The 26,394-nt window shown below is 73.5% G+C and carries 18 protein-coding genes and 1 pseudogene; 12 read left to right on the top strand and 7 right to left on the bottom strand.

The genetic code is table 11. The features are described from left to right. Positions 1 to 33 precede the first annotated feature (33 nt). The 3 genes from murJ to ACFQ8E_RS04640 are packed head-to-tail and all read right to left on the bottom strand — an operon-like array spanning position 34 to position 4,905. Positions 34 to 1,878 (bottom strand): murein biosynthesis integral membrane protein MurJ, encoded by a 1,845-nt coding sequence (gene murJ, locus ACFQ8E_RS04650; protein WP_430549409.1) that lies wholly within the window; start codon positions 1,876 to 1,878, stop codon positions 34 to 36. Further along, on the bottom strand, positions 1,875 to 4,244 hold the full coding sequence (locus tag ACFQ8E_RS04645; RefSeq protein WP_430549408.1) for a DUF6049 family protein: 2,370 nt from the start codon (positions 4,242 to 4,244) through the stop codon (positions 1,875 to 1,877). The genes murJ and ACFQ8E_RS04645 overlap by 4 nt, the downstream gene beginning before the upstream one ends. A gap of 10 nt (positions 4,245 to 4,254) precedes the next feature. Next, the gene (locus ACFQ8E_RS04640; RefSeq protein WP_430549407.1) at positions 4,255 to 4,905 is read right to left on the bottom strand and encodes an NUDIX hydrolase; all 651 of its coding nucleotides are present in this window, start codon (positions 4,903 to 4,905) and stop codon (positions 4,255 to 4,257) included. An 83-nt stretch (positions 4,906 to 4,988) separates the two neighbouring features. On the opposite strand from ACFQ8E_RS04640, the gene ACFQ8E_RS04635 reads away from it, so the two are divergent. Together ACFQ8E_RS04635 and ACFQ8E_RS04630 are read left to right on the top strand one after the other, a co-directional pair. Then, complete coding sequence (locus tag ACFQ8E_RS04635) at positions 4,989 to 6,485, top strand: CCA tRNA nucleotidyltransferase (RefSeq protein WP_430549406.1); 1,497 nt, start codon at positions 4,989 to 4,991, stop codon at positions 6,483 to 6,485. A gap of 96 nt (positions 6,486 to 6,581) precedes the next feature. Next, positions 6,582 to 7,904, top strand: a complete 1,323-nt coding sequence (locus ACFQ8E_RS04630; RefSeq protein WP_430549405.1) for an MFS transporter — start codon at positions 6,582 to 6,584, stop codon at positions 7,902 to 7,904. Positions 7,905 to 7,994: 90 nt separating this feature from the next. Here ACFQ8E_RS04630 and ACFQ8E_RS04625 read toward each other — a convergent pair whose 3' ends face one another. Continuing rightward, positions 7,995 to 9,572 (bottom strand): MDR family MFS transporter, encoded by a 1,578-nt coding sequence (locus tag ACFQ8E_RS04625; RefSeq protein WP_430549404.1) that lies wholly within the window; start codon positions 9,570 to 9,572, stop codon positions 7,995 to 7,997. Positions 9,573 to 9,830: 258 nt separating this feature from the next. Beyond that, complete coding sequence (locus tag ACFQ8E_RS04620) at positions 9,831 to 11,165, bottom strand: MFS transporter (RefSeq protein ID WP_430549499.1); 1,335 nt, start codon at positions 11,163 to 11,165, stop codon at positions 9,831 to 9,833. A gap of 211 nt (positions 11,166 to 11,376) precedes the next feature. Between ACFQ8E_RS04620 and ACFQ8E_RS04615 the strand changes: the two genes are divergently transcribed. The 9 genes and pseudogenes from ACFQ8E_RS04615 (at position 11,377) to ACFQ8E_RS04575 (ending at position 21,607) form a co-directional block, all read left to right on the top strand. Next, positions 11,377 to 12,918 (top strand): alkaline phosphatase D family protein, encoded by a 1,542-nt coding sequence (locus ACFQ8E_RS04615; protein WP_430549403.1) that lies wholly within the window; start codon positions 11,377 to 11,379, stop codon positions 12,916 to 12,918. A 10-nt stretch (positions 12,919 to 12,928) separates the two neighbouring features. Further along, positions 12,929 to 13,783 (top strand): hypothetical protein, encoded by an 855-nt coding sequence (locus ACFQ8E_RS04610; RefSeq protein ID WP_430549402.1) that lies wholly within the window; start codon positions 12,929 to 12,931, stop codon positions 13,781 to 13,783. Beyond that, positions 13,780 to 14,883, top strand: a pseudogene (locus ACFQ8E_RS04605) (ROK family protein); the annotation flags it as partial. The gene ACFQ8E_RS04610 and the pseudogene ACFQ8E_RS04605, both read left to right, overlap by 4 nt. Positions 14,884 to 15,155: 272 nt before the next feature. Then, complete coding sequence (locus tag ACFQ8E_RS04600) at positions 15,156 to 16,307, top strand: Gfo/Idh/MocA family protein (RefSeq protein ID WP_430549401.1); 1,152 nt, start codon at positions 15,156 to 15,158, stop codon at positions 16,305 to 16,307. A gap of 28 nt (positions 16,308 to 16,335) precedes the next feature. Then, entirely contained in the window at positions 16,336 to 17,637 is a 1,302-nt protein-coding gene (locus tag ACFQ8E_RS04595) for an ABC transporter substrate-binding protein (RefSeq protein ID WP_430549400.1), read from the top strand. After that, positions 17,634 to 18,608: a carbohydrate ABC transporter permease gene (locus ACFQ8E_RS04590; protein ID WP_430549399.1), complete on the top strand. Its 975-nt coding sequence runs from the start codon at positions 17,634 to 17,636 to the stop codon at positions 18,606 to 18,608. The genes ACFQ8E_RS04595 and ACFQ8E_RS04590 overlap by 4 nt, the downstream gene beginning before the upstream one ends. Further along, a complete protein-coding gene (locus ACFQ8E_RS04585; RefSeq protein ID WP_430549398.1) occupies positions 18,601 to 19,488 on the top strand; it encodes a carbohydrate ABC transporter permease in 888 nt (295 codons plus the stop codon). The genes ACFQ8E_RS04590 and ACFQ8E_RS04585 overlap by 8 nt, the downstream gene beginning before the upstream one ends. Positions 19,489 to 19,496: 8 nt before the next feature. Beyond that, a complete protein-coding gene (locus ACFQ8E_RS04580) occupies positions 19,497 to 20,570 on the top strand; it encodes a Gfo/Idh/MocA family protein (RefSeq protein ID WP_430549397.1) in 1,074 nt (357 codons plus the stop codon). Beyond that, positions 20,567 to 21,607, top strand: a complete 1,041-nt coding sequence (locus tag ACFQ8E_RS04575) for a Gfo/Idh/MocA family protein (protein WP_430549396.1) — start codon at positions 20,567 to 20,569, stop codon at positions 21,605 to 21,607. Before ACFQ8E_RS04580 ends, ACFQ8E_RS04575 begins: the two co-directional genes overlap by 4 nt. A 55-nt stretch (positions 21,608 to 21,662) precedes the next feature. Here ACFQ8E_RS04575 and ACFQ8E_RS04570 read toward each other — a convergent pair whose 3' ends face one another. Next, the gene (locus ACFQ8E_RS04570; RefSeq protein ID WP_430549395.1) at positions 21,663 to 22,754 is read right to left on the bottom strand and encodes an inositol-3-phosphate synthase; all 1,092 of its coding nucleotides are present in this window, start codon (positions 22,752 to 22,754) and stop codon (positions 21,663 to 21,665) included. After that, positions 22,751 to 23,425, bottom strand: a complete 675-nt coding sequence (locus ACFQ8E_RS04565) for a helix-turn-helix transcriptional regulator (RefSeq protein WP_430549394.1) — start codon at positions 23,423 to 23,425, stop codon at positions 22,751 to 22,753. Before ACFQ8E_RS04565 ends, ACFQ8E_RS04570 begins: the two co-directional genes overlap by 4 nt. 311 nt (positions 23,426 to 23,736) lie before the next feature. Here ACFQ8E_RS04565 and ACFQ8E_RS04560 point away from each other — a divergent pair, with 311 nt between their 5' ends. Then, positions 23,737 to 26,283, top strand: a complete 2,547-nt coding sequence (locus ACFQ8E_RS04560; protein WP_430549393.1) for a transglycosylase domain-containing protein — start codon at positions 23,737 to 23,739, stop codon at positions 26,281 to 26,283. Positions 26,284 to 26,394 lie beyond the last annotated feature (111 nt).

The following is a 26,394-nucleotide window of genomic DNA, read 5'->3' as shown; positions in this document are numbered from 1 at the left end:
CGGAACCCGCGCGAGCCGGGCACGCGACCGTCGTCATCGCTTGAGCCGCCGGAGGACGGGGGCCAGCGCGTCATCGAGCTCGCGCACGTGGAGGACCTTGAGCGCGAGCACGTAGCCGACCACCATCACGATCCCGGCGACGGCCGTGACCAGCACGGAGTGGCCCCACGAGCTGACGTCGTAGCCGTCGAGGAGGCGGACGGTCAGCCAGCCCAGGAGGGCGGCGATCAGCGCGCCGACCAGCGCGCGGACGTAGAGCTGCAGGACCCGCCGGCCGTCCATGCCCTGCAGCTTGCGGCGCATGCCGCGCACGCGCAGCAGCAGCGAGATCCACGTGGACAGCGCGTACGCGCCTCCGGCGGCGACGGCCCACCACTGGGGCGGCAGCAGGCGGGTCGCGCCCCACAGGACAACGACCATCGAGACGGTCGCGATGACCTGGATGCCGAAGATCGAGCGGCCGTCCTCGAACGCGAAGTACATGCGCCGGACCAGCACCGTCGCGCCGAGGGCGATGATGCCGATCGACATCGCCTGGATGATCGGCGCCACTGCGCCGACCCCCTCGGCGTCGAGGGTCGGCAGGAGGGACGCCGTCAGCGGGACGGCAAGGACGATGAGCGCGGCCGCGGAGAACACCGAGAAGACGCCCGCGGACCGCATCCCGAGCGACATGTCGCGACGCACCCCGGGCAGGTCGCCGGCCTGGACGGCCGCCGTCATGCGGGGGAAGAGCACGGTGACGATGGAGACGACGACGAGCGAGTGCGGCAGCAGGTAGATCGTCATCGCGTTGGTGTAGGCGGCGTTGCCGGCGAAGACCACGTCGGGGTCCGTGCTGCTCTGCCCGGCCGCGCCGAGGATGTTGGTGAGGAACAGGACGCCCACCTGCTCCAGCACGACGGCGCCGATGGTCCAGCCGACGACCGTCCCAGCCGCACGCAGACCGATGCCCCGCAGGCCGAACCGGAATCTCCAGCGGAAGCCAGTGCGTCGCAGCGCGAACACGAGCACCAGGGCCTGGGCCGCGATGCCGAGTGTCGCCGTGCCGGCGAGCACCGCCGTCTGCGCCGTCGACCAGGTCGACAGGTCGGAGATGCCGAGAGACGGGGCGGTGCCCCACACCGCGATGAAGGCACCGAAGCCGATCAGGGAGACGACGTTGTTCGCGACCGGGGCGATGCCGTAGGCGCCGAAGCGCCCCTGCGCGTTGAGCACCTGGCCCAGCAGCATGTAGAGGCCGTAGAAGAAGACCTGAGGGATGCACCAGTACGCGAACACGACGGCGAGGTGGCGCGAGTCGGCGTCCCAGGCCCCGCTGAGCGTCGACAGCCAGATGATGAGCGGGGCCGCGACGACCAGCACCGCCGTGAGCAGCAGCAAGCCCAGGCCGGACAGGGTGAGGAGCTTGTCGAGCCGCTCGCGGGCGTTGCGGGCGTTCATCGCGCGCAGGATCTGCGGGATGAGCACGGCCTGGAGCACACCGGCGGAGATGAGCGCGAACAGCATGTTCGGCAGCTTGTTCGCGATATCGAACGCGTTGGCCACGGTGCCCATCGCACCGACACAGGCCACGAGCAGCATCGCGCGGATGAGGCCGGAGGCGCGGGAGGCGACCGTGCCCAGCGTCATGATCACGGAGCCGCGGCCGAGGCTGGTGCGCCGCACGGCGTCGGCGCCCCCGTCGTCGGTGATTCCGTCGGCGCTGTCCGTGCTCTCGGTGCTCGCACCATCCTGGCCGGTGCGGCCGGCGGCGGGGTCGCCGACCGGGTGCCAGCTCGTGCCCGCGGCGCCGGTCGGCGACCCGGGGTCGGTGGCGTCGCCCTCGCCGGGCAGGTCGGGCCGGCTGTCGTCGGGGAAGGCGGACGTCGAAGTCATGAGGGGTCGGTCTCCGTGGCCTGGGCGGGCGGCGTGCGGGCGGCGGGGATCCCGCCGCCGCCCGGGTCGGTCGGGTCGTCGTCGTGCGGGTCGCGTGGCGGACTGTCCTCGGGTGCGGCGGTGTCGGGCCCCTGGGGGTCGGCGGCGGCGTCCGCGACGCCCTCGTCCGTGGTCCGGGCCGAGGACCGCCCCCGACGCACCGTACGCCAGATGCCCCCGATGAAGAGGAGAGCGACCAGGGCGGCGACGACGGCGGTGCCCGCGGTCTCCCACCCCGCGCGGACGCGGAGCGAGAAGCTCGTGGGCCCGGCGACGACCGTGCCGCTCGGCGCGAGCACCTCGACCTGCAGGTTGACGTCGCCGGAGCCGATGGCGCGCACGGGGACGTGCACGTTGGACGACGTGCCGGCGGGGACGACGACCGTCGGACGGGACTCGACGACCAGCCGGGACGCGTCGGGCCGCAGCACCACCGTGACGGTGGCGTCCACGGGCAGCTCGTTCGAGACGGTCACGGGCAGCTTGCCGGTGTCGCTGACGAGCGTCACGTTGGACCGGTCGGCGACGCTGATGCCCTGCTGGAGGGCGTCGGACTGCTCCACGGCGAGGTCGACGGCGCGCTCACGGGCGTCGCGCTCCGTGCGTGCGGCGACGGCGAGCGGGGCGACGAGCGCCTGGTCGGCGTCGCCGCTCAGCTCGACGGGGTCGCTGGCCACGGTCGAGAACGCGGCGAGGTCGCGGTGGGAGTCGAGGAGCCGGCGGACGGAGGAGGGCGCCAGCTCGCCCTTCGACCGACCGGCCCGCTCGCCCCGTGCGGGCTCGTCGCGCGGCACGCGGGAGGCGGGGGCGGCGACGGTCTCGGACAGCGGCACGACGTCGGCCCACGACGCGTCGTGGAGGGCGCCGAGCACCGTGCCCACCAGGGCGGGGTCGGGGGACCAGTCCCGGGGCAGGGCGGCGAGCAGGTGCAGGTCCTGCTGCCCGGAGTCCTGCTGCTGGAGCGCGACGAGCGCGGCGTCGGCCAGCACGCGGGTGGACGCCTCCGCGGCGGACGGGGCGTCGTCACCGTCGGTGAGGGAGGCGAACGCGGACGACAGCCCGTCGTCGGCGACCAGCGCGGGCACCTTGCCCGACGACGTGTCCACGGCGGTGCGTGCGGAGGCGGCGGCTCCGTCGGCGGGGGCGAGGCCGTCGGCCACCACCACCTGGTCGACGGGCGCGTCGCGGCCGGCGGCGAGGGTGGCGGCGTCGGGCCGGCCCTCCGGCCACGCGACGGTGAGGTCCCAGCCCTCCGGCCGCTGCCAGGCCGCCCCGAGCGCGGCCTCCCCGCCGGTCGCGGCCGCGACGTCCGCCCGGGTCGGGTCGGCGTGCGCGACCGCCGCGAGGTCGGGGTCGTAGCCGGGCAGCACGGCGACGTCGCTGGGTTCACCGGTCGCCGTGGTGCTCCCGGTGCCGATGGTGCTCGTCAGGCTCGCCGAGGTGTCGGCGTCGTCGCCGGTGACAGGGGCTCCGGTGAGCCGCGTGGCCCACGCCTGGGAGTCCCCGTCGCCGGAGGCGGCGGCCGCGGCGACGAGGGCCGGGTCGACCGCGAGCGACAACCCGGGTGACGTGCCGCTGACGGCCGCGGCGTCGAGCAGCCGGGCCAGCCGTCCGCCGGTCGCGGTGGCGGTGCCGAGCTCCAGGTCGTAGCCGTCCGGGTCGAGCGGGTCGACGGCGGGGCCCGTGACGGGCGCGGCGACGCTCACCGAGACAGGGTCGGGCGCGTCGCCCTCCGGCGCGAACAGCAGGAAGGTGTGGACGACGTCGAGCGTGGACCCGCCGCGGGTCAGCGCGACGGACATCTCCCGGGGCCCCCAGGGGTTCTCCGCGCTGAGGCCGAGGGAGTCGACGTCGAGCTCCATCGTCACCTGCGCGGTGTCCCCGGGTGCGAGGCGTTCGACGGTCTCGTCGACCTGGGGAGGTCCTGCGGTGCTGGTGCCGTCGTCCTGGGCCCAGGCCGACAGGCTCTCGCGCGAGGTGAGGGGCCGCCACGAGACGCCGAGGTCGAGCCCGGCGCCGTCGAGCACCACGTCGGTGCCGTTGGTGACCTGGAGGGTGAGCGTCACGGTGGAGCCGGGCGAGGCGAGCGTGGGCGCGGAGCCCACGAGCTCGACCGTCGCCTTCCCGTCGCGGGCGGCGGGCAGGAGGGACGGCGAGGTGAGGGCCGACGCCGACGTGCCGGGGAGCGCGACCAGCGCACCCGTCAGGAGCAGCCCGGCGAGCACGGCGAGCACGGCCAGCGCGGGCAGGAAGGGCGCGCGGTGGCGGCGGGCCGGGCGGGCGGGCGGGGGTGCGGCGCCGGCACCCGAGGGTCGGGAGGTGGTCACGCGGCGGGCCTCACTCGACAGCTCCGAGGCCGGGGTGCCCGAGCACCTCGGGCGTGCGGCGCAGCACCTGCTGCGCGACGACGGCGAGCCGCTGCTCGTTGGGATAGGAGAGCCGCTCCGTCAGCTGCTCGACCGGTACCCAGAGGGCGTCCTCCGCCTCGCCGTCGGGATCGCCCTCCGCCGTGATGATGCCGCCCTCCGCGCGCAGGAGGAAGTGGTGCACCACCTTGTGGACGCGGTGGTCCTCGCCGCTGAACCAGTAGTCGATGACGCCCAGGCGGGTACGGATCGTGCCGAGGATGCCCGTCTCCTCGTGGATCTCGCGGACGGCCGCCTGCTCCGGCGTCTCCTCGCCCTCGAGGTGCCCCTTGGGCAGGCACCACTCGAGGCGCCCGCCGCGGTTGCGCCGCACGATGACGGCGGCCTCGGGACCGCCGGCGGCGACCTGGACGACGAGCCCTCCCGCCGACGTCTCCTCGTGGACCGGCAGGTGCGTCGTCGTGCCCGACGGGGCGACGCCCACGACGGCGGGTGTCGCGGTGCCGCGCGGGCCGGAGAGTCGCGCGGGGTCGACCTTGAGCGGGTGTCCTCCCGGTGGCACGGGGACCGGCGCGGCCGGGCGCCGGCGCCGCGGGCCGGGAACCGGGGCCGGGGATGACATGCGCCCCACCCTACCGAGTGGAGACGCCCCGCCGGCCCAGTCTCCGGGGCGCCGACGCCCGGGATCTGGGAGGATGGGACGCCGTGTCGACCCCTGAACCCCCGGCCCCCGCCGCGCTGCTGCGCCGCGCCCTCGCCGTGCTGACCGAGATGGCCCCCGCGGCGGTCGAGCTGGGCGAGGTGTTCCGCGCCGCCGGGCACGAGCTCGCGCTGGTCGGCGGGCCCGTCCGCGACGCCTTCCTCGGCCGCGCGAGCAACGACCTGGACTTCGCGACCTCCGCGTCGCCCGACGAGACGCAGGCCCTGCTGGCCCGCTGGGGCGACGCCCACTGGGACATCGGCAAGGAGTTCGGCACGATCGGGGCGCGGCGGTTCGCGCGCACCGGGGGAGGTTCGGGATCCGGGTCCGCGTCGGGCGACGTCGTCGTCGAGGTCACGACCTACCGCAGCGACGAGTACGACCCCGCCTCCCGCAAGCCGGTGGTGGCGTTCGGGGACACGCTCGACGGCGACCTGTCGCGGCGCGACTTCACGGTGAACGCGATGGCGGTGCGGCTGCCGGAGCTCACGTTCGTCGACCCGTTCGACGGGCTGTCCGACCTGGCGCGCGGGGTGCTGCGCACCCCGATCGCGCCGGAGCGGTCGTTCGACGACGACCCGCTGCGCATGATGCGCGCGGCGCGGTTCGCCGGCCAGCTCGGGTTCGAGGTCGAGCCCGCGACCCGCCAGGCGATCGTCGACATGGCGGGCCGGATCGACATCGTCTCGGCGGAGCGCGTGCAGGCCGAGATCTCCAAGCTGCTCCTGAGCGACCGCCCCCGCACCGGCCTCGAGGTGCTGGTCGACACGGGGCTGGCCGACCACGTGCTGCCCGAGCTGCCCGCGCTGCGCCTGGAGATCGACGAGCACCACCGCCACAAGGACGTCTACCAGCACTCGCTCACCGTGCTGGAGCAGGCGATCGCCCAGGAGACCGGCCCGGACGGCCCGGTCCCCGCGCCCGACCTCGTGCTGCGCCTCGCCTCCCTGCTGCACGACGTCGGCAAGCCGGCCACGCGCCGCTTCGAGCCCGGCGGCGGCGTGAGCTTCCACCACCACGAGGTGGTCGGCGCGAAGCTGGTGGCCAAGCGGCTGCGCGCGCTCAAGTACGAGAAGCAGGTGGTCAAGGACGTGGCGCGGCTCGTCGAGCTGCACCTCCGCTTCCACGGCTACGGCGACGGGCAGTGGACGGACTCCGCGGTGCGCCGGTACGTCACCGACGCGGGCCCGCTGCTGGAGCGCCTGCACCGGCTGACCCGCGCCGACTCCACCACGAGGAACAAGCGCAAGGCGCAGCGTCTCGCCGACTCGTACTCCGACCTCGAGCAACGCATCGCGGTCCTGCGCGAGCAGGAGGAGATCGACGCGATCCGCCCGGACCTGGACGGATCGCAGATCATGGCGGTCCTCGGCGTCGCGCCCGGGCCCGTCGTCGGGCAGGCGTACAAGCACCTGCTCGCCCTGCGGATGGAGCACGGGCCGCTCGGCGCGGAGCGCGCGGAGCAGGAGCTGCGCACCTGGTGGGCGGGCCGCGAGGCCTGACCGACCCCTCCCTCACCGGCCCGCGACGGGTCTATCCTCACGCTTGCGCGCGGGCCCGACGACGAGCCCCCGGAGCGCGACGAGCGGAGGCTGGGCATGAGCGGGTCCGGGACGACGTCGGGTGGTGCGTCCGGCGGGGCCGTCGGCGCCCCGATCGGCGCAGGGGGCGGAGCGGGCGGCGACGCCGCCGACCGGCGAGCGCGCCTCGTGGTCACGGCGTTCTACCTGGTGCAGGGCATGTGCTTCGCCGGCCTGCTCGCCCAGGTGCCGACGCTGCAGCACGACCTCGGCATCTCGGACGGCACGCTGACGCTGATCCTGCTGCTGGTCCCGGTCGTGGCCGGCGTCGGCAGCGTGCTCGCCGGCGCGCTGGCCCCGCGGGTGGGCAGCGCCCGGCTGCTGCACGTGTGCGGGCCGCTGGTGGCGCTCGCCGTCATGGGCGCGGGCCTGGCGCCGACCGTCACGGTCCTCTACCCGGTGGTCGCGGCGGTGGGTCTCCTGCTCGGCCTGGTCGACGCGAGCATGAACATGCAGGGCGTGGAGGTCGAGCAGCGGTACGGCCGCAGCCTGCTCAACTCGTTCCACGGCGCGTGGAGCGTGGGCGGCATCCTCGGGTCCCTGGCGGCCGTGCTGGCGCACTCGCTGGGCTGGTCGCTCGCCGCCGGGCTCGGGCTCGTCGCCGCGGTCGGCGTGGCCGTCGACCTCGTCGCGACGGCGGCGTCCGGTGGCGGCGCACCCCGCCCCGCCGAGCGGCAGGCGGTGCCGGGACTGGTGCTGCCGGAGCAGCCCGCCGCCGTCGCCCCGCGGCAGGACGCCGGCGCGTCGCGCGCCGCCCGCCCGCCGTGGGGGCCGCTGGTCCTGGTCGGCCTCGCGGTGACGATCGTGTACGTCGCCGACTCGGCGACGTCGAACTGGTCCACCAAGTACATCCAGGACGCGCTGGGAGCGGCGGCGAACGTCGCGCCGCTGGGCCTCGCCGCGTACCTGGGCTGCCAGCTCCTGGGGCGGCTCGCGGCGGACCGGCAGGTCAACCGGTTCGGGCCGGTGGTGCCGGTGGCCGTCGGCGGGGTCGTCGGGGCGGCGGGGCTCGCCGCCGTGACGCTGGCACCGGGGCCGTGGGTCGCCGTCGTCGGCTTCGGGCTGACCGGGCTCGGCCTGAGCGTCGTGGTGCCGCTGTCGTTCTCCGTGGCGGGGCGCCTCGACCCCGACGGGACGGGGATCGCCGTCGCGCGCGTGAACCTCTTCAACTACGTGGGGTTCGTCGTGGGCGCGGGGCTGATCGGAGGTGTGGCCGAGCTGCTGAGCATGCGGCTCGCGTTCGCCGTCCCCGCGCTGCTGGCGCTCGGCGTGATCGCGCTGGCGCCCGCGTTCAAGGTCGCGGCGCGGGACGACGTCGCCTCCCCGGCCGCGGCGCCCTGACGACGGGCGTGGGGACGACGACGGGCGGCCACCGTCGTGCGACGGTGACCGCCCGCGGCGGCGCTCCCGGCCCGTGACGGGGCCGACCGGTCAGTGCGCCGCCGGCGCACCCTCGCCCTCGGGCGAGGCGGGCACGCGGCGCAGCAGGAGCGACAGCCCCACCGCGACGAGCATGATCGCCGCGCCCCAGACGAACGCGTCGCCGACGCCCTCGGCGAGCGCGACCTGCGCCGTCGCGCCGTCCTCCATGAGTGCGACCGACCGCGTGGTCATGACCGCGACGAACATCGCGGTGCCGGCGGCCCCGGCGAGCTGCTGGACCGTGCCGATGGCGGCCGACCCGTGCGAGTACAGGGGCGGGGTGAGCGACGACAGCGCCGAGGTGAACAGCGGCGTGAACATGAACGCCAGGCCGAGGCTGAGCGTCACGTGCAGCGCCAGGATGTACCAGGGCGACGAGTCCGCGTGCACCTGCGTGAACAGGGCGAGCGCGATGGTCACGACGACCAGGCCGGGCGTGACCAGCGGGCGCGGGCCCACCCGGTCGTACAGGCGGCCGACCGTCGGTCCGAGCAGACCCATGAGCAGGCCGCCGGGGAGCACGACGAGGCCGGTGGCCAGCGGCTCGAGGCCCATCGCGTCCTGCAGGAACAGCGGCAGCAGGATGAGCGAGCCGAACATGGCGAGCATGCCGACCGCCATGATGGCGAGGCCGACCGAGAACCCGCGGAACCGGAACACGCTCAGGTCGAGCAGCGCGCGGTCGTCTCGGGCCAGGAGGAGCTGGCGCCACACGAACGCACCCAGCACCAGCAGACCGACGACGATCGGGATCCACGGCGCGACGGGCGGCGCGTGCCGCGCGGCCTCGCCGATGCTGGACAGGCCGTACACGAGGCCGCCGAACGCGACCGCGGCGAGGAACAGCGACAGCGGGTCGAGGCGCGAGTGTGTACGGTCGGCCACGTCCCGGACGTACAGGAAGCCCATGACCAGGGCGAGCACGGCGATCGGGAGCACGATGCCGAAGACCCAGCGCCAGCTCAGCGCGTCGAGGATGATGCCCGAGATGGCCGGGCCGAGCGCCGGGGCGGCCGCCATGACGATGGAGATGTTGCCCATCACCTTGCCGCGGATCGCCGGGGGCACGACCGTCATGATCGTGGTCATGAGCAGCGGCATCATGATCGCGGTGCCCGACGCCTGCACGATGCGACCGCCCAGCAGCCAGCCGAAGCCGGGGGAGAGCGCCGCGAGGAGCGTGCCCGCGCTGAACAGCGACATCGCGAGGAGGTAGGCGCCGCGCGTGCCGAGGCGCTGCAGCAGGAACCCGGTCGCCGGGATGATCACCGACATCGTGAGCATGAACGCGGTGGTGAGCCACTGTCCGGTGCTCGCGGTGATGCCCAGGTCGGTCATGAGCGGGGCGAGGGCCACGCTCATCGTCGTCTCGTTGAGGATGACGACGAACGCGGAGCCCAGGAGCAGCGCGATGACGGTGAACTGCTGGCGCGTGAGGCGCTGGGGCACGGCCTCGTCGATGACGATGCCGTGCGACGGCGCGGTCGTGTCGGCGGTGCCGGGAGCGGTGGCGGGAGTCGTCAGGGTGGCCTCCGGGGTCTGCGCGTCGGGTGTGACGGTGGGGTCGGTCTGTCGGGGGGCTGGCACGCTGTGCTCCGCTCGCGTCGTGCCGGGGAACCCGGCGGAGGGCAGGTGAGAGCCGACGCCGGTGGGCGCGGCACGTCGTCGTGGTCGGTCGTGGTCCCGGGGGACGGTCACCCTCGGAGCGGTCGCCGGACGGGCGAGACCGTACTGTGTACGACCACGAACCATCCTGCGATATTCCCGCTTCCCGTGACGACCTGATTTCCGGTCGGAACTCGTCGGTCGCTCAGGGCGGGGTCGTGCGCGGCGTGCGGGCGGGCGTCAGGCGCGCGCGGCGGCGTCCTCGGCGCCACCGGCCCGGCGGACACGGGGCGGCACCGGTGCCGGGGTGCGGGCGCCGCGCGTCGCCATGAGCAGCGCGGCGAGGACGTACGCGACGGCGAGGCCGACGAAGACGCCGCGGGACCAGCCGGTGTCCGGCAGGGTGAAGGCGGCGAGGGCGGCGGCGCCGACGAACGCGGCGTTGTAGAGCACGTCGTAGAAGGCGAAGGCGCGGCCGCGGAACTCGTCCTCGGCGTCGCGCTGGACGATCGTGTCGACGGCGATCTTGGTGCCCTGCGCCGCGAGGCCGAGCAGCGCGGCGCCGGAGTACACGACCGCGCGCTCCGGCGTCGTGACGAGGAGCAGCTGGCTGGCGGCCGCGAGCAGCAGCATGACGGCGATCCAGCCCTGCGGTCCGGTGCGGCGCGAGAGCGTGGGCGTCAGCACCATCGCGACGGCGCCGCCCACGCCCGTGAGGCCGATGACGACGGCGAAGGTCGCCATCCCGGCGCTCTGGCTGCCGGGGTCCAGCAGGTTGCGCGAGATGAGGATCGACGCGATGAACACGACGCCGTAGAGGAAGCGGTGCACGGCCATGGCGAGCAGCGCCTGGCCGGGAGTGCGGCGCGCGACGAGGTAGCGGGCGCCGTCGGCGAGCCCACGGGCGACCTTGGCGATCTCGCCCCGCAGGTCGGCCTCCGCCGGCCGCTCGGGGCCGAGCTGGGTGCGCCGCAGGCGGGTGGCGAGCAGGGACGCGACGCCGAAGACGAGCGCCGCGCACACGAGGGCGGACGAGTCCTTGACCCGGCCGGGCTCGAACGCCAGGCCGAGGACGAAGCCGATGCCGCCGCCGACGAACGCCGCGCCCGCGCCGAGCGTGGGGGACAGCGAGTTGGCGGTGAGCAGCAGCGGGCCGTCGACGACGCGCGGCAGGCCCGCGGACAGCCCGGCGAGGAGGAAGCGGTTGACCGACAGGGCGGCCAGGCCGATCGCGTAGATGGCCCAGCCGACGCCGCCGGCCAGCATGACGCCCGCCATCGCGAGCGTGAGGACCACGCGCACCGCGTTGCCCCACACCAGCACCTGGCGGCGTTGCCACCGGTCGAGCAGCACGCCCGCGAAGGGGCCGACGATCGTGAACGGCGCGAGCATGACGGCGAACGCGCCGGCGATGGCCGCCGCCGTGCCCTGCGACTCGGGGGAGAAGAACAGCAGGGACGCCAGGCCCACCTGGAACATGCCGTCGCCGGCCTGCGAGACCAGCCGGACGGTGAAGAGCTTGCGGAAGCCCTCCAGCCGCAGCAGCGCGCGCAGCTCGTGCCAGGTCTCGCTCATCGCTCCCACGCCCACAGCCTAGGCGTTCGCCGTACCGCGCCTCCCGGGGGCGGTCCCCCCGATGGCCCGCGCGGCCGGCTCGTGAGTTCTGCAACCGGACGACGGAAAGCTTTCGCCGTGACACCTCTTGTCGAGGCCTACTTACAAAGGTACCTTTCATAACTCCACGACGATGTGCTCCAGGTCACGTCGCGTCCGGACAGGAGGGCGTATGCCTCGCACGACCCCCACCCTCAGCCGTCGGGAGGTGCTCCGCGCGGGTGGCCTCGGCGCCGCCACGCTGGCGCTCGGCATCAGCGCACCGGAGACGGCCGGGGCGGCGTCGCCGTCGGACGGCTCGTTCGGTCTGGGGGTCGCGAGCGGCTCGCCGCGCCCGGACTCGATGGTGCTGTGGACGCGCCTCACCCGCGACCCGCTGGCCCCCGACGGGCACGCAGGCATGCCGCTGCGGAGCTACGGCGTGCACTGGGAGGTCGCGACCGACCCGGACCTCGAGCACGTCGTGCGGCGCGGGCACGCGCTCGCGCAGCCGGAGCTGGCGCACTCGGTGCACCCCAAGGTCACCGGCCTGCGACCGGGGACCGAGTACTTCTACCGGTTCCGCTCGGGCACCACCGCGAGCACCGTGGGGCGCTTCCGCACGCTGCCGGCCGCCCCCGCCGTCCCGGACACGTTCACGGTGGGCGTCGTCTCGTGCCAGGCCTGGTACCACGGCCACTTCACGGCGCACCGGCACCTCGCGGCAGAGCCCGGGCTCGACCTGGTGGTCTTCGGGGGCGACTACGTCTACGAGTACGGGATCACGGCGGCGAACCTGTGGCGTCAGGGGGTGTCGGTCGCGCCGGAGCACGCCGCCGAGGTGCAGACCCTGGAGCAGTACCGGCTGCGGTACGCCCTCACCAAGAGCGACCCGCACCTGCAGGCGCTGCACGCGCGCGTCCCGGCCGTGGCGATCTGGGACGACCACGAGGTGCAGAACAACTACGTGGGCGGTCGCTCCGCCTACGGCCTGCCCGACGAGATCTTCGCGCACCGCGTGGCCGTGGCCTACCGGGCGTTCTACGAGCACCTGCCGGTGGACCTCGAGGCGCTGCCCGACGGCCCCGGCTCGGACATCACCACGGGCTTCGACGTGGGCCGCCTGGCGAGGTTCTCCCTGCTGGACACCCGGCAGCACCGCGACCCCGTCCCGGAGACCGCCGAGGAGCAGGCCGACCCCGCGCGCACCATGCTCGGCCGTGCGCAGGAACGATGGGTGGAGGAGCGCCTGGTCGACAGCCCGGCGGTCTGGAACGTCGTGGCGAGCGGCATGGTGCTCATGCCGGTCACGGAGGACCGGACGGACCAGTGGGACGGCTACCCCGCGGCGCGGGCGCGGCTGCTCGACGCGATGGCCCGCAGCAGCGGCGTCGTCGTCCTCTCGGGGGACATCCACCACGCGGTCGCCGGCGAGCTGCGCGCGGACGTCGGCGACCCCGGGGCGGGGAACCTGGGCGTGGAGCTGGTCTGCACGTCCGTGGCCTCGGACGGCGACGGCGCTCCGACGGACGACTACGCCCCGGACTGGCTCCAGCACGACTACGTGCGGCTCTACGACGGCCGGCGCGGCTACCTGACGGTCACCCTGACCCCGCAGGCGATGACGTCGACCTTCGTCTGCGTGCCGTGGGTGGAGGCCGACGACACCGCCCCGCGCGAGGTCCTCGCCCGTTTCGTCACCCCCGCGGGCACGTCCCGCCTCGTCGAAGCCTGAAGGAGGCATCGTGCCCGTCCCGTCGTCCCAGCGGCCCAGGCAGGTCACCGGCCTGCGCGCCGAGCCCGCGATCGCCCGCACCGAGCTGAGCTGGCGCTCGCTCGGCTTCGAGCCGCTCATCGACCACTACCGGGTGCACGCGGTCCGGGGAGCCCGCGGCCGCTTCGAGCCGGACGGGGCCAACCTCGTCGCCAAGACGGTGTACCCGCAGCTCACGCACCACGTCGACCCCCGCGGCGAGACCTGGACCTACCGCGTCGTCGCGGTGTCCGACGCCGGGCGGACCGCGCGCGCGAGCGACGTGCTCGTGGCCAGCTCGGTGGCGTCCGTCGTGGGGACCGGCCTGCCGGTCGCGACGATCGGCGACTTCGACGCCCGGACGCTGGAGCACCGCTTCGCGCCGTCGGGGTACGCGCAGATCCCGGCGGCCTACCCGGACGCCGTGATCGAGCTCGAGCAGGGCGTCGACACCCCTGCGGACGCCTGGCCCTACCTGCTGCCGGGACCCGGCGACGCCTGGGCGGGCCGCAAGGCGTACACCGCGCGCTGGCGCCTCCCGCTGCCCGCCGCTCCCGCGGCCGACCACGACCTCGCGCTCTGGCTCGTCGACACGACCCGCCTGGGCGGCACGCTCCGGGTGGCCGTCAACGGCACGGCGCTGGCCGACGTCGCCCTGCCCCCGGGCGGGACGCGCGGCTCGCGCGAGGGGGACGCCACCGTGCCGGGGACGGCGCTGGTCCGCTCGTACCACGAGCTCCCGGTGCCCGCCGGGCTGCTGCGCGAGGGCGCGAACACGTTCGAGCTCGTCCTCGCCGAGGGTGGCTGGGTGGCGTGGGACGCCCTCGGCCTGTTCGCCCGGCGATGACGGCTCGAGGAACACGGGGAGTGGGACGGGGAGACATGGTCCGCAGCGGTGGTGACCGGCACGTCACGGACGTGCGCCGACGCAACACGCTCAGCTGCATCGAGGTGCTGCGGGGCAGCCAGGCGACGACGCTGACCGCGCTCGCGAAGGACACCGGCCTGTCGCGACCCACCGTCGAGTCGATCGTCGCCGAGCTCGTCGAGCGCGGCCTGGCCCGCGAGGTGTCCGGGGTGGAGGAGGGCGCGGTGGGGCGGCCCGCACGCCGGTACGCCTTCGCGGCCGACGCGCGGTACGTGGTCGGCCTCGACCTGGGCGTGCACTCCGTGACCGGGATGCTGGCCGACCTGGCGGGCCAGGTCCGCGCCGTCGTGCGGCGCACCGTGGACGGCCCGGTCGACGGCGTGGAGCGGCTCGAGACGGCCCGTGCCGTGCAGCGCGAGCTCCTGGACGTGGTCGGGGCGCCGCGGTCGCGCGTCGCCGCCGTGGCAGCGGCGGTGCCCGGCATCGTGGACGGCGAGCGGGTCCGCCTCTCGCTGCCGATCCCCGACTGGACCGGCGTCAATCTCGCGGCCCGGCTCAAGACGGGCGGCGAGCACCCGGTGATCGTCGAGAACGACATCAACATGGCAGCCCTGGCCGAGCACGCGCTGGGGGCGGCCCGGCTCGCCGACGACGTCGTCCTCGTGCAGCTGGGCTACCGCGTGGGCGCCGCCCTCGTGCTCGGGGGCCAGGTCTACCGCGGGAACCGGTTCGCCGCGGGCGAGGTCGGGGACTTCGAGTGGATGGGCTGGGACGGCTGGCTCGAGGGCAGCCTGCTCCGGGAGATCGAGGAGGCGGGCGGCGCCGAGCAGGTCGCCCAGCGCGCCCAGGAGGGCGACGGCGCGGCGCTCGGCCTGCTCCAGCAGTACGCGCGCCGGGTCGCCCCCGGCGTCGCGACGCTCGCGATGGTCGCCGACCCGGAGTGCGTGGTGCTCGGCGGCGGTCTGTCCCGCGCGGGCGACCTGCTCCGGGTGCCGCTGCAGGAGGAGGTCGACCGGCTCGTGCGGCCGCGCGCCGCGGCGTCGCTGGTGACGTCGGCGTTCGCGTCGGACGGCGCCGCCCTCGGCGCGCTCGTGCGGGCCCTGGAGGTCGGCTCCCGGGACGTCTTCGGCAGCAGCGACGTCGCGGCCCCGCCGCTGAGCGCGGCGGACCCGGCGGCGTCGCTCGCCGAGGCGCTCGCCGCCGCCACGCCGTCCCCGGCGTCGGTCGCCGTGGGGAACGACACGGACGACACGGACGACGTGGAGGACCCGGGGGAGCCGCGGGCGGCGGAGGTCCGCGAGCCGCTGCGGGTCGCGGTGGTCGGAGTCGGCGCGCGCGCCGGGCTGGCACGGTGGGTGGGCCGCACGGGCGTCCCGGCCCGCGTCGTCGAGGCGGTCGACGTCGACCCCGGGGGCCGCGCCCGCGCGCACGAGCTGTTCGGCCCCGGCACGGCGTTCGCGGCCGACCACCGCGGGCTGGTCGCCCGGCGGGCGCGGCGGACGGCGTCGACGCGGCCTTCGTCTGCACCCCCGACGACACGCACGCCGACGTCGCCGAGGACCTGCTGCGGGCGGGCGTCGCCGTCTACCTCGAGAAGCCGCTGGCCACGACCACCCAGGACTGCGACCGGGTGCTCGCCGCGGCGGCAGAGACCGGCACGAAGCTCTACGTGGGCCACAACATGCGGCACATGGCGGTCGTGCGGACGATGCGGGACGTCGTCGCCCGCGGCGAGATCGGGGACGTGCAGGCCGTGTGGTGCCGGCACTTCGTCGGCAACGGCGGCGACTACTACTTCAAGGACTGGCACGCCGACCGGGCGCGCAGCACGGGGCTCCTGCTGCAGAAGGCCGTGCACGACATCGACGTCATCCACTGGCTGGCCGGCTCCACGACGCGGGACGTCGTCGGGATGGGCGACCTGCAGGTCTACGGGCGCGTGACGGATCGCACGGACCGCACCGGGCAGCTCATGACCGACTGGTTCTCCTACGACAACTGGCCGCCGCTCGAGCAGACGGGCCTGCACCCGACGGTCGACGTCGAGGACACGTCGATGATGCTCATGCGGCTCGACAACGGTGTGCTCGCGAGCTACGAGCAGTGCCACTTCACGCCCGACTACTGGCGCAACTACACGGTGATCGGCACCCGCGGCCGCCTCGAGAACGTCGGGGACGGCGACGGCGCCTCGGTCCGGGTGTGGAACCGCCGCACGTCGTGGTCCGAGCACGGCGACGTCGAGTACCCGGTGGACGCGGCCGGCCCGGGCCACCAGGACGCCGACCGGCTCACCGTGGACGAGTTCCTGCGGCACGTGGCCGAGGGAGCCCCGATCACCACCTCACCGGTGATGGCCCGCGACGCGGTCGCGACCGGCATCGCCGCCACCGTCTCGCTGCGCGCAGGGTCCGCGCCGCAGCGTGTCCGACCCGTGGCCCCCGAGGTCGCGGCCCACTTCGACGACGACGTCGACCCCGCGGCACCGACGCCGCGGACCTGAGAGACCCATCAACCCGAGGAGCACCCCGATGAAGCATCTCCTGCGCAGCGCGTCCCTCGCGGGCGTCGCGGCCGTGGCACTGACGCTCTCCGCGTGCGGGGGCGGCGGCGACGCCGCCGAGGACAGCGCCGAGGTCGCGCCGACCGACGCCCAGGCCGAGATCACGTACGCGATCTGGGACGAGAACCAGAAGCCCGCGATCGACCAGAACATCAAGGACTTCAACGAGACCTACCCGAACATCAAGGTCACCGTGGACCTGACCCCGTTCCAGCAGTACTTCACCAAGCTGCAGACGCAGGGGGAGTCGCGGACGCTGCCCGACGTGTTCTGGATGAACGGCCCGAACGTCCAGCTCTACGCCGCGAACGACCTGCTCCAGCCGGTCACGGGCCTCGTGGACGCCGGCGAGATCGACCCGTCGAAGTACCCCGACGCCCTCAACCAGCTCTACTCGTTCGAGGACACGCAGTACGGCGTCCCCAAGGACTTCGACACCGTCGCCCTCTGGTACAACAAGGCGCTCTTCGAGAAGGCCGGCGTCGACCTCCCCACCGACGACTGGACGTGGGACGAGTTCCAGGACGCGGCCGGCAAGATCTCCGACGAGCTCTCCGACGAGGGCGTCTACGGGGTGGTCTCCGAGATCAACGGCATCGGACAGAGCAGCTACTACAACACGATCCTCCAGGCCGGCGGAGAGATCATCTCGGACGACGGCACGACGTCCGGGTACGACAGCCCCGAGGCCGCCGAGGGGCTCCAGCTGTGGGTCGACCTCATCGCCGACGGGGCCGCGCCGACCCTCCAGCAGATGTCCGACACCAAGCCGAACGTGTGGTTCGGCTCGGGCAAGGCGGCGATGTTCTGGTCCGGCAACTGGTCGGTCGCGGAGATGAAGGACTCGCCGAACAAGGACGACTTCGGCATCGTCCGGCTCCCCGCCGGGCCCGAGCGGCGCGCCACCGTCATCCACGGCGTCGGGAACGTCGTCGCCGCGGACAGCGAGAACAAGGCGGCCGCCAACGCCTTCCTGGCCTACCTCGGCTCCGAGGAGGCGCAGCGCACGCAGGCGGAGATGGGCGTGGCGAACCCGGCCTACTCCGGGACGCAGCAGGCGTTCGTCGACTCGGTCCCGAGCTTCGGCATCGACGTCTTCATCGACTCGGCCGAGGACATGGCCTTCCCGTACCCGATCTCGCAGAACACGGCGGCGTGGAACGCGCTCGAGACCGAGCTGCTGCCGCAGGCGCTCTCCGGGGAGCGCCCCGTCGAGGAGGTCGCCCAGGAGCTGGCCGACGCCATGAACGAGGAGCTCGCGAAGGAATGACCTCCGTCGACCGATCCCCCCGGGCGGGCGTCGTCGCGCCCGCCCGGGGCTCCGCCCCGCGCACCGTGGCCGGGGGCACCGCGCCCCGGGGGCCCCGGCACGGGTACGACGGCTGGTGGCCCGTCCTCTTCGTGCTGCCCACGATGGTCGGCGTCGTCCTGTTCTACCTGTGGCCGATCGTCCAGACGGGCTACTTCAGCCTCACCGAGTGGGGCGCCTTCGGCGGCCAGACGTGGGTGGGCCTCGAGAACTACCAGCGGCTCGCCCGCGACCCCGACCTGGGGACCGCCGTCGTCAACACGCTGGTCTACACGGCGATCGTGCTGCTCGGCATCCCGATCGCGATGTTCGTCGCGAGCCTGCTGCACCGGCCCGGGATGCGGTTCACGGCGTTCTACCGGGTGCTGTACTTCATGCCCTACGTCGCGATGCCGACGGCCGTGGCGATGGTGTGGCGCCTGATCTTCAACGGCGACTTCGGGATCCTCAACCAGGCGCTCGCCGTGGTCGGCATCGACGGCCCGTCGTGGACCTCGACGCCGGGCTTCGCGCTCGTCGCGGTGTCCGTCGTCGGCCTGTGGACGTCGCTCGGCTTCGCGATCATCATCCTGTCCGCCGGGCTGCGGACCATCCCCCCGGAGCTCTACGAGGCGGCGTCGCTCGACGGCGCGTCGGCCTGGCGGCAGTTCCGCTCCGTCACCGTCCCGCTGCTGACCCCCAGCGTCTTCTTCGTCACCGTCATCACGGTCATCAACGGCTTCCAGCTGTTCGACCTGCTGTACGCCCTCATGGGCCAGGCCAACCCGGCGATGCAGCAGACGCAGTCCCTCGTCTACCTCTTCTACAACGAGGCCTTCCTGCGCAACGACAAGGGCTTCGCCGCCGCCATCGCGATGGTGATCCTGCTGATCGTCGGCGCCGTCACGCTGCTCCAGTTCCGCATGCAGAGGAGGTGGGTCACCTATGCCTGACGCGACCCTCACGACGACCGCTCCCGCGCTCGCCGGGCGACCGCCGGTGCCCCGCCGCCGCACGTCGCGCCACGGGTCCAACGCCTGGGCGCACGTGGTGCTCGCCGTCGGCGGCGTGGTGATGGTGTTCCCGTTCGTGTGGCAGCTGCTCACGTCGCTGTCCACGAACGCCCAGGTGATGAGCGTGCCCCCGGTGTTCTGGCCGGGGGAGCTGCAGTGGGGCAACTACGCCGAGGTGTTCTCCAAGCTCCCGTTCCTCCAGGAGTTCTGGGTCTCGGTCTCGATCACCGTGGCGCGCACGGCGGGCCAGCTCGTGCTGTGCTCGATGGCCGGCTACGCGTTCGCGCGCATGCGGTTCCCGCTGCGGGGCGTGCTGCTCGCGCTGGTGCTGTCCAACCTCATGGTGCCGTCGCAGGTGTACCTCATCCCGCAGTACCAGATCATCAACGGGCTCGGCTGGCTGAACACCGTGGCCGGCATCGCCGCCCCGGGGATCTTCAGCGCGTTCGGCACCTTCCTCATGATGCAGTTCTTCAGGGGCGTGCCCGACTCGCTCGAGGAGGCCGCGCGGCTCGACGGCGCCAACCCGTTCCAGGTCTTCTGGCGGGTCATGCTGCCGCTCGCCGGGCCCAGCCTCGGCGCCCTGACGATCATCACCGTCCTGTGGTCCTGGAACGACCTCCTGTGGCCGCTCGTCGTCTCGACCCGCGCCGAGAGCATGCCGCTCGCGGCCGGCATCGCGACGTTCGCGGGGCGCACCACCACCGACTACACGGTGATGATGGCGGCCAGCGCGCTCGCCATGGCGCCCATCCTCCTGCTCTTCGTCGTCATGCAGCGCCGTGTGATCGACGGTCTCGCCCATTCCGGACTCAAGTAGGGAGCACGATGACTGCTGCAGAGCCTTCCCCCGCCCTCACGGTCGGCCTCGTCGGCGCGGGCGGCATCGCCCGGGCCCACGCGCCGGCGTGGCGCGCGCTCGGCGCGGACCTCGTCGTCCACTCGACGGACGGCGCCGCCGAGCTCGCGGCCGCGCACGGCGGACGGGTCGTCGCCGGGCTCGACGAGCTGCTCGACGTCGCGGACGTCGTCGACGTCGTGACCCCGACGCCCACCCACCTCGAGGTGGCGACGGCCGCCCTCGCGGCCGGGCGCCACGTCCTGTGCGAGAAGCCGCTGGGCCGCGCGTCGCGCGACGCCGTCGCGATGCTCGAGGCGGCCCGCGCCGCGGACCGGCAGCTCTACCCGGGGCACGTCGTGCGGTTCTTCCCGGAGTACGCCCTGATGCGCCGGGCCGTGCGGTCCGGGGAGATCGGGGCGCCGGCCGTCCTGCGGTTCGCGCGCGGCGGGATGTTCCCCGCCTGGTCCCCGTGGTTCGCGGACGACGCCCAGTCGGGCGGCGTGGTGCTGGACCTCATGATCCACGACCTCGACCTCGCCCGGTGGGTCGCGGGCGAGGTCACGAGCGTGCACGCCACCCGACGGTCCCTCGAGGAGGGCGGGGCCCCGCACACGCTCGCGCACGCCGTGCTCACCCACGCCGGCGGCGCGATCAGTCACGTGCGAGGGCTGTGGGGGGCGCCGCACACCACCTTCCGGACGTCGTTCCACGTCGCCGGGGCCGCCGGGACGCTGCGGTTCGACTCGGCCGAGGCCGCGGGGGTGCGGTCGGACCTCCCGCCGGTCCCGGCCGGCGGACAGGACCGGCCGGCCCCCGCCGCCGGCGAGAGCCCGTACCTCACGGAGATCCGGGAGGTCGCCCGGGCGTTCGCGGCGTCCCCGACGTCGTTGGCGCCCGACGACCCGCACCACCCGCGGGTGAGCGCCGTCGACGGCGTGATCGCCGTCGAGATCGCCGAGGCGGCGCTCGCCTCCATCGCGTCCGGGGAGCCCGTCGCCCTGGACACGGCCGCCCGGGCCCGCGCCCTGGCCGACCTCGAGACCACCGGGAGCCGAGCATGACGCCCACCCCGGCCCCGCTGCGGGTCGCGATCCTGTCGTTCGCGCACGTGCATGCCGCGTCGTACGTCGCGCTGCTGCGTGGCCGGCCCGACGTCGAGCTCCTCACCGCCGACCCCGACGCCGCCACGGCCCCCGCCGGCGAGCTGCGCGGGGCCGCGTTCGCCGCGGAGCACGGCGCCGCCTACGTGGACACCTATGCGGAGGCGCTCGCCTGGCGGGCCGACGCCGTCATCGTGTGCAGCGAGAACTCCCGGCACCGGGACGTCGTGCTCGCCGCCGCGGCGGCCGGCGCGCACGTGCTGTGCGAGAAGCCGCTCGCGACCCGGGTCGAGGACGCGGAGGAGATGGTGGCGGCGTGCGACGCCGCCGGGGTGCGCCTCATGACGGCCTACCCGGTGCGGTTCAGCCCCGAGTTCGGCACGCTGCGCGGACTGGTGGCGTCGGGCGCGCTCGGCACGGTGCTCGGCGGGACGGGGACGAACAACGGCAAGGTGCCCGCGGGCCGTGCCTGGTTCACCGACCCCGAGCTGGCGGGGGGCGGGGCGCTCGCGGACCACGTGGTCCACCTGGCCGACCTGCTCGACGCGCTGCTCGGGGAGGAGCCGGTCGCGGTGCGCGCCGTGAGCAACCGGGTCCTGCACGGGGACGACCCGCAGGTGCGCGCCGAGACCGGCGCGCTGGTGAGCCTCACCTACGCGGGCGGCGCGGAGATCGTCGTCGACTGCTCGTGGTCCGTGCCCGACGGCGCACCCACGTGGGGCGGCCTCACGCTGCAGGTGGTCGGCACCGGCGGCACGGTCGAGATCGACCCGTTCGCGGCGCACGTCGGCGGGCTCGTGGTGCAGGGGACGCGGCAGGCGTGGCTCGGGTTCGGCGAGAACCTGGACGCGCTGATGCTCGAGCACTTCCTGGGGTGCGTCCGCACGGGGGAGGCGCCGGGACCGGACGGGCAGGTGGGGCTGCGCACGCTGCGCGTCGTCGCCGCGGCGCAGCGTTCGGCCGCCGAGGGCGGTGCGGTGGTGCGGCCGGGGGCATGACGTGACGAGGCCGGGGCACGTCCGTGCCCCGGCCTTCGTCCTCACGCGGTGGTCGTCAGCGCTCGACCTCGCCGCGGATGAACGCCTCGAGCTGGGCGCGGCCCGCGGTGTCCTCCATCTGCACGGGCGGGGACTTCATGAAGTACGTCGACGCCGAGAGGATCGGGCCGCCGATGCCGCGGTCGAGCGCGATCTTGGCGGCGCGCACCGCGTCGATGATGATGCCGGCCGAGTTGGGGGAGTCCCACACCTCGAGCTTGTACTCCAGGTTCAGGGGCACCTCGCCGAACGCGCGGCCCTCGAGGCGCACGTACGCCCACTTGCGGTCGTCGAGCCAGGCGACGTAGTCCGACGGGCCGATGTGGACGTTGCGGTCCTCCTTCTTGCCGCCGAGCGGGCCCTCGAGGTTCGAGGTCACCGCCTGCGTCTTGGAGACCTTCTTCGACTCGAGGCGGTCGCGCTGCAGCATGTTCTTGAAGTCCATGTTGCCGCCGACGTTGAGCTGGTACGTGCGGTCGAGCACGACGCCGCGGTCCTCGAACAGCTTGGCGAGCACGCGGTGCGTGATCGTGGCGCCGACCTGCGACTTGATGTCGTCGCCGACGATCGGCACGCCGGCGTCCTCGAACTTCTTCGCCCACTCGGGGTCGGACGCGATGAAGACGGGCAGCGCGTTGACGAAGGCGACCTTCGCGTCGATCGCGGCCTGCGCGTAGAACTTGTCCGCCGCCTCGGAGCCGACGGGCAGGTAGGAGACGAGGACGTCGACCTTCGCGTCCTTCAGCGCCTGCACGACGTCGACCGGCTCGGCGTCCGACTCGTCGATCGTGGCGGAGTAGTAGTCGCCGAGGCCGTCGAGGGTGTGGCCGCGCTGGACGGTGACGCCGGTGGGCGGCACGTCGGCGAACTTGATCGTGTTGTTCTCGGACGCGTGGATCGCCTCGGCGAGGTCGAAGCCGACCTTCTTCGCGTCGACGTCGAACGCCGCGACGAACTCCAGGTCACTCACGTGGTAGTCGCCGAGCTGCACGTGCATGAGGCCGGGGACGGTGTCGGTCGGGGCGGCGTCGCGGTAGTAGTGCACGCCCTGGATCAGGGACGATGCACAGTTTCCGACACCGACGATGGCAACGCGGACGGAGGTCATCCTCGCTCCTTGTTTCTCTGGGCCGGGGCGTCCTGCACCCCGGCGCTGTGGTCGCGGGCGCGGCCGAGAGCACGGTCGCGTTCCGTGGTGATGAGTCCGTCGAGCCAACGCACCTCGCGCTCGACCTGTTCGAGCCCGTGGCGCTGCAGCTCGAGGGTGTACTCGTCGAGCCGCTCGCGGGTGCGTGCGGCAGACTCTCGGACCGCCTCCAGCCGCTCGGTGAGCCGGGTGCGCCGGCCCTCGAGGATACGGATGCGGGTCTCGGCGTCCGTCTGCGCGAAGAACGCGAAGCGGACGTCGAAGTTCTCGTCCTCCCAGGCGGCCGGGCCGGACGACGCGAGGACGGTCTGGAGGTGCTCCTTCCCGTCCGCCGTCAGCCGGTACACGATCCGCCCGCGCCGGCCCGACAGCGGCGCCTTGCCCGAGGGCTTGGCGCCGGCCTGGCGGGTGCCCGACGCCCGACCCGCGGGGGCCGGGGCCTCGCGCTCCGTGGTCTCGATGAGGCCGCGGGCGACGAGGGACTTGAGGGCCGGGTAGAGGGTGCCGTAGGAGAACGCGCGGAACGAGCCGAGCAGCAGGTTGAGCCGCTTGCGCAGCTCGTACCCGTGCAGCGGGGCGGAGTTGAGCAGGCCGAGGATGGCCGTCTCGAGCACCACAGACCTGCTGCGCACGAGGGTTCCCCTTCCCGTCCTGTCCCGATGTCGCTGCCGACCCGTCGTCACGACGTATCGAGTCGATACATCGCGAGAATAGGACTCGCCGACATGGTCGTGCAACGGGAAGCGCCCGCCACGGGCGTCCGGGCAGTTGTGAAGGTTCCGCGGAGCGCAGGCCAGAGGGCTGCGGACGCCTGGGGTCGAACCGTCGCCCTGGGCGCCCGAGGCTCCCGTCGGCCCTACCGCATCGCCTAGTGTTCCCTGTGGTCCGCAGGCCGGCGCACTGTACGAGCACGACGCCGGTCCCGCACGACGAAAGGCTTGACGTGGCGAGGAGACGTCGCTTCTGGAACTACCCGCGCCCGCGCAAGGGCCCGGTGCAGCGCTGGCTGCCGTCCTGGCGCATCGTCGTCGGCACCCTGCTCACCGGGACGGCGCTGGGCGCCGGTCTGTTCGTGGCCGCGTGGAGCACGACGACGATCCCCAAGAACCTCGACGAGGTGAACAACCAGGCCACGACCGTCTACTGGTCGAGCGGCAAGCCGATCGGCCAGTTCGCCGAGCAGAAGCGGGAGCTCGTCAAGCTCGACGACCTGCCGGCGTACGTCGGGAACGCGGTCGTCGCGTCCGAGGACGACACGTTCTGGACCAACAACGGCATCGACGTCAAGGGCATCGCGCGCGCGGCGTACAACAACGTCACGGGCGGTGGCCGGCAGGGCGCGTCCACGCTGACGCAGCAGTACGTCGAGCGGTACTACCTCAACACCGAGGACTCGTACGCGGGCAAGGCCCGCGAGGCGATCATCGCGCTCAAGGTGGCGCAGAGCCAGCCCAAGCAGCAGGTGCTCGAGAGCTACCTCAACACCATCTACTGGGGCCGGAACACCTACGGCATCCAGGCCGCGTCGCAGGAGTTCTTCGGCAAGGACGCCAAGGACCTCACGCCGTCCGAGGCCGCGATGCTGTCGGGGATCATCCCGTCGCCCAACAACTGGGATCCGTCGGTCAACCCGGAGCGGGCCCAGGAGCGCTGGGAGCGCAGCATCAACCGGATGTACCAGCAGGGGTACATCACCAAGGACGAGCGGGCGAAGGCGGAGTTCCCGAAGTTCAAGAAGAAGAAGGAAGCCACCAACACCTGGGGCGGCCAGAAGGGCTACCTCATGGCCCAGGTGCGCAAGGAGCTCGTCAGGTCGGACAGCAACCCCGACGGCCCGCTCGAGTCCGAGCAGGAGCTGGAGACGCGCGGCCTCAAGATCACCACGACGATCGACCAGAAGCTGCAGAAGGCGGCCGTCGAGGTCGAGAAGACGCTGCACGAGGACGGCCAGTACGGCAAGGCGAACAAGAACGTGCGCATGTCGCTGGTGTCGATGGACCCGAAGACCGGCGCGGTGAAGGCGCTCTACGGCGGGCCCGACTACGTGAAGCAGTCGCTCAACACCGCCACGCAGGACGTCGTCCAGGCCGGCTCGACGTTCAAGCCGTTCACGCTCATGGCGGGGCTCGAGAACGACGTCACGCTCGAGGACCGGTTCGACGGTCAGTCGGGGAAGGTCTTCCCCGCGGCGAACAACGGCGAGGACTGGACGGTCCCCAACTTCGGTGGCGCCAACTACGGCGGCAGCATCGACCTCACCACGGCGACCGCGCACTCGGTCAACACCGCGTACGTGCAGCTCAACGAGGAGATCGGGCCGGAGAAGACGCGTGAGGTGGCCGAGCGCGCAGGGATCCGCAAGGACGAGAACTACCCGCTGACGGCGGGGCTGTCGAACGTGCTCGGCGTCGACTCCGTGCGACCGATCGACCTCGCGCGGGCCTACTCGACCATCGCGTCGGGCGGCTACCGCACGACGCCGCACATCGTGTCGAAGGTCGAGACGCTCGACGGCACGGTGCTCTACGAGGCCCCGCAGGAGCAGGAGAAGGAGTTCGACGCGGACGTCACCACGGCGGCCACCTACGCGATGACGAAGGTCGTCGAGGACCCGACCGGCTCCGGCCGGGTCGCGCAGGAGCTGGGCCGCCCCGTGGCGGGCAAGACCGGTACCTCGAACGACAACAAGTCGGCGTGGTTCGCGGGCTTCGTGCCGCAGCTCACGACCGTCGTCGGCCTGCGCCAGTACAAGACGCTCGACCTCGAGGCGGGCAAGATCGCCGGGCAGGACGACATCGACGGCTTCGGCGAGTGGCCGGAGATCACCGGCGGTACCTGGCCGGTGCGCGCGTGGACCGACTTCATGCAGGTCGCGACCGAGGGCATGGACGAGGAGAGCTTCCCCGAGTACGTGCCGGCGCAGCCGACCTTCTCGCCCTCGCCCACCCCGTCCGAGACGGAGGAGGAGACGGTCACCGTGCCGGACGTCACCGGCTGGGACATCGCGAAGGCCACCAGGGAGCTGGAGAAGCTGCAGCTCGTGGTGAGCACGAGGGCGCAGAACGGCGACGAGCGCAAGGGCACGGTGCTGCAGGTGTCCGGAGCGGGGCAGGAGGTACCCGTGGGCACGACCGTCACCCTCGTGGTCTCCACCGGCCAGCCGGACAAGCCCGAGCAGGTCGTGGTGCCGAACGTCGTCGGGCAGCCGCGGACCACGGCCGAGCAGATGATCTACGGCGACGCCCTCCAGCCGGCGGTGCGCGAGGAGTTCAGCGACCAGCCGGTCGGCATCGTGATCGACACGGACCCCGGCCAGGGCAGCAGCGTCGATCAGGGCTCGACCGTGACGCTGATCGTCTCGAAGGGTCCGGAGCCGGGCAACGGCAACGGGAACGGCAACGGCAACGGGAACGGCAACTCACCGTCGCCCGACCCGGAGGAGAGCGAGAGTCCGGGCGTCGACTGGCCGCTGGACGGCGCCGAGGAATGACGATTTCCGGGACACCCGCCCCGGCGGGTATCCTGGTCGACTGGCTGTGCCCACCACCCCGGACCGTTCCGGGATGGCGCGCGGCCGACGCACGCAAGAACCCTCCTGTCA

Origin of the sequence: Isoptericola sp. NPDC056573, assembly GCF_042793335.1 — a bacterium.
GTDB lineage: Bacteria > Actinomycetota > Actinomycetes > Actinomycetales > Cellulomonadaceae > Isoptericola.
The sequence above is the reverse complement of the archived record's forward strand: the minus strand, read 5'-3'. Positions and strand labels throughout refer to the sequence as shown.

Bases quoted from the DNA above. Each gene is read 5' to 3' on its own strand.
- murJ (WP_430549409.1), bottom strand. From the start codon at position 1,878: ATGACTTCGACGTCCGCCTTCCCCGACGACAGCCGGCCCGACCTGCCC.
- ACFQ8E_RS04640 (WP_430549407.1), bottom strand. From the start codon at position 4,905: ATGTCATCCCCGGCCCCGGTTCCCGGCCCGCGGCGCCGGCGCCCGGCC.
- ACFQ8E_RS04630 (WP_430549405.1), top strand. From the start codon at position 6,582: ATGAGCGGGTCCGGGACGACGTCGGGTGGTGCGTCCGGCGGGGCCGTC.
- ACFQ8E_RS04620 (WP_430549499.1), bottom strand. From the start codon at position 11,165: ATGAGCGAGACCTGGCACGAGCTGCGCGCGCTGCTGCGGCTGGAGGGC.
- ACFQ8E_RS04615 (WP_430549403.1), top strand. From the start codon at position 11,377: ATGCCTCGCACGACCCCCACCCTCAGCCGTCGGGAGGTGCTCCGCGCG.
- ACFQ8E_RS04595 (WP_430549400.1), top strand. From the start codon at position 16,336: ATGAAGCATCTCCTGCGCAGCGCGTCCCTCGCGGGCGTCGCGGCCGTG.
- ACFQ8E_RS04590 (WP_430549399.1), top strand. From the start codon at position 17,634: ATGACCTCCGTCGACCGATCCCCCCGGGCGGGCGTCGTCGCGCCCGCC.
- ACFQ8E_RS04585 (WP_430549398.1), top strand. From the start codon at position 18,601: ATGCCTGACGCGACCCTCACGACGACCGCTCCCGCGCTCGCCGGGCGA.
- ACFQ8E_RS04580 (WP_430549397.1), top strand. From the start codon at position 19,497: ATGACTGCTGCAGAGCCTTCCCCCGCCCTCACGGTCGGCCTCGTCGGC.
- ACFQ8E_RS04575 (WP_430549396.1), top strand. From the start codon at position 20,567: ATGACGCCCACCCCGGCCCCGCTGCGGGTCGCGATCCTGTCGTTCGCG.
- ACFQ8E_RS04570 (WP_430549395.1), bottom strand. From the start codon at position 22,754: ATGACCTCCGTCCGCGTTGCCATCGTCGGTGTCGGAAACTGTGCATCG.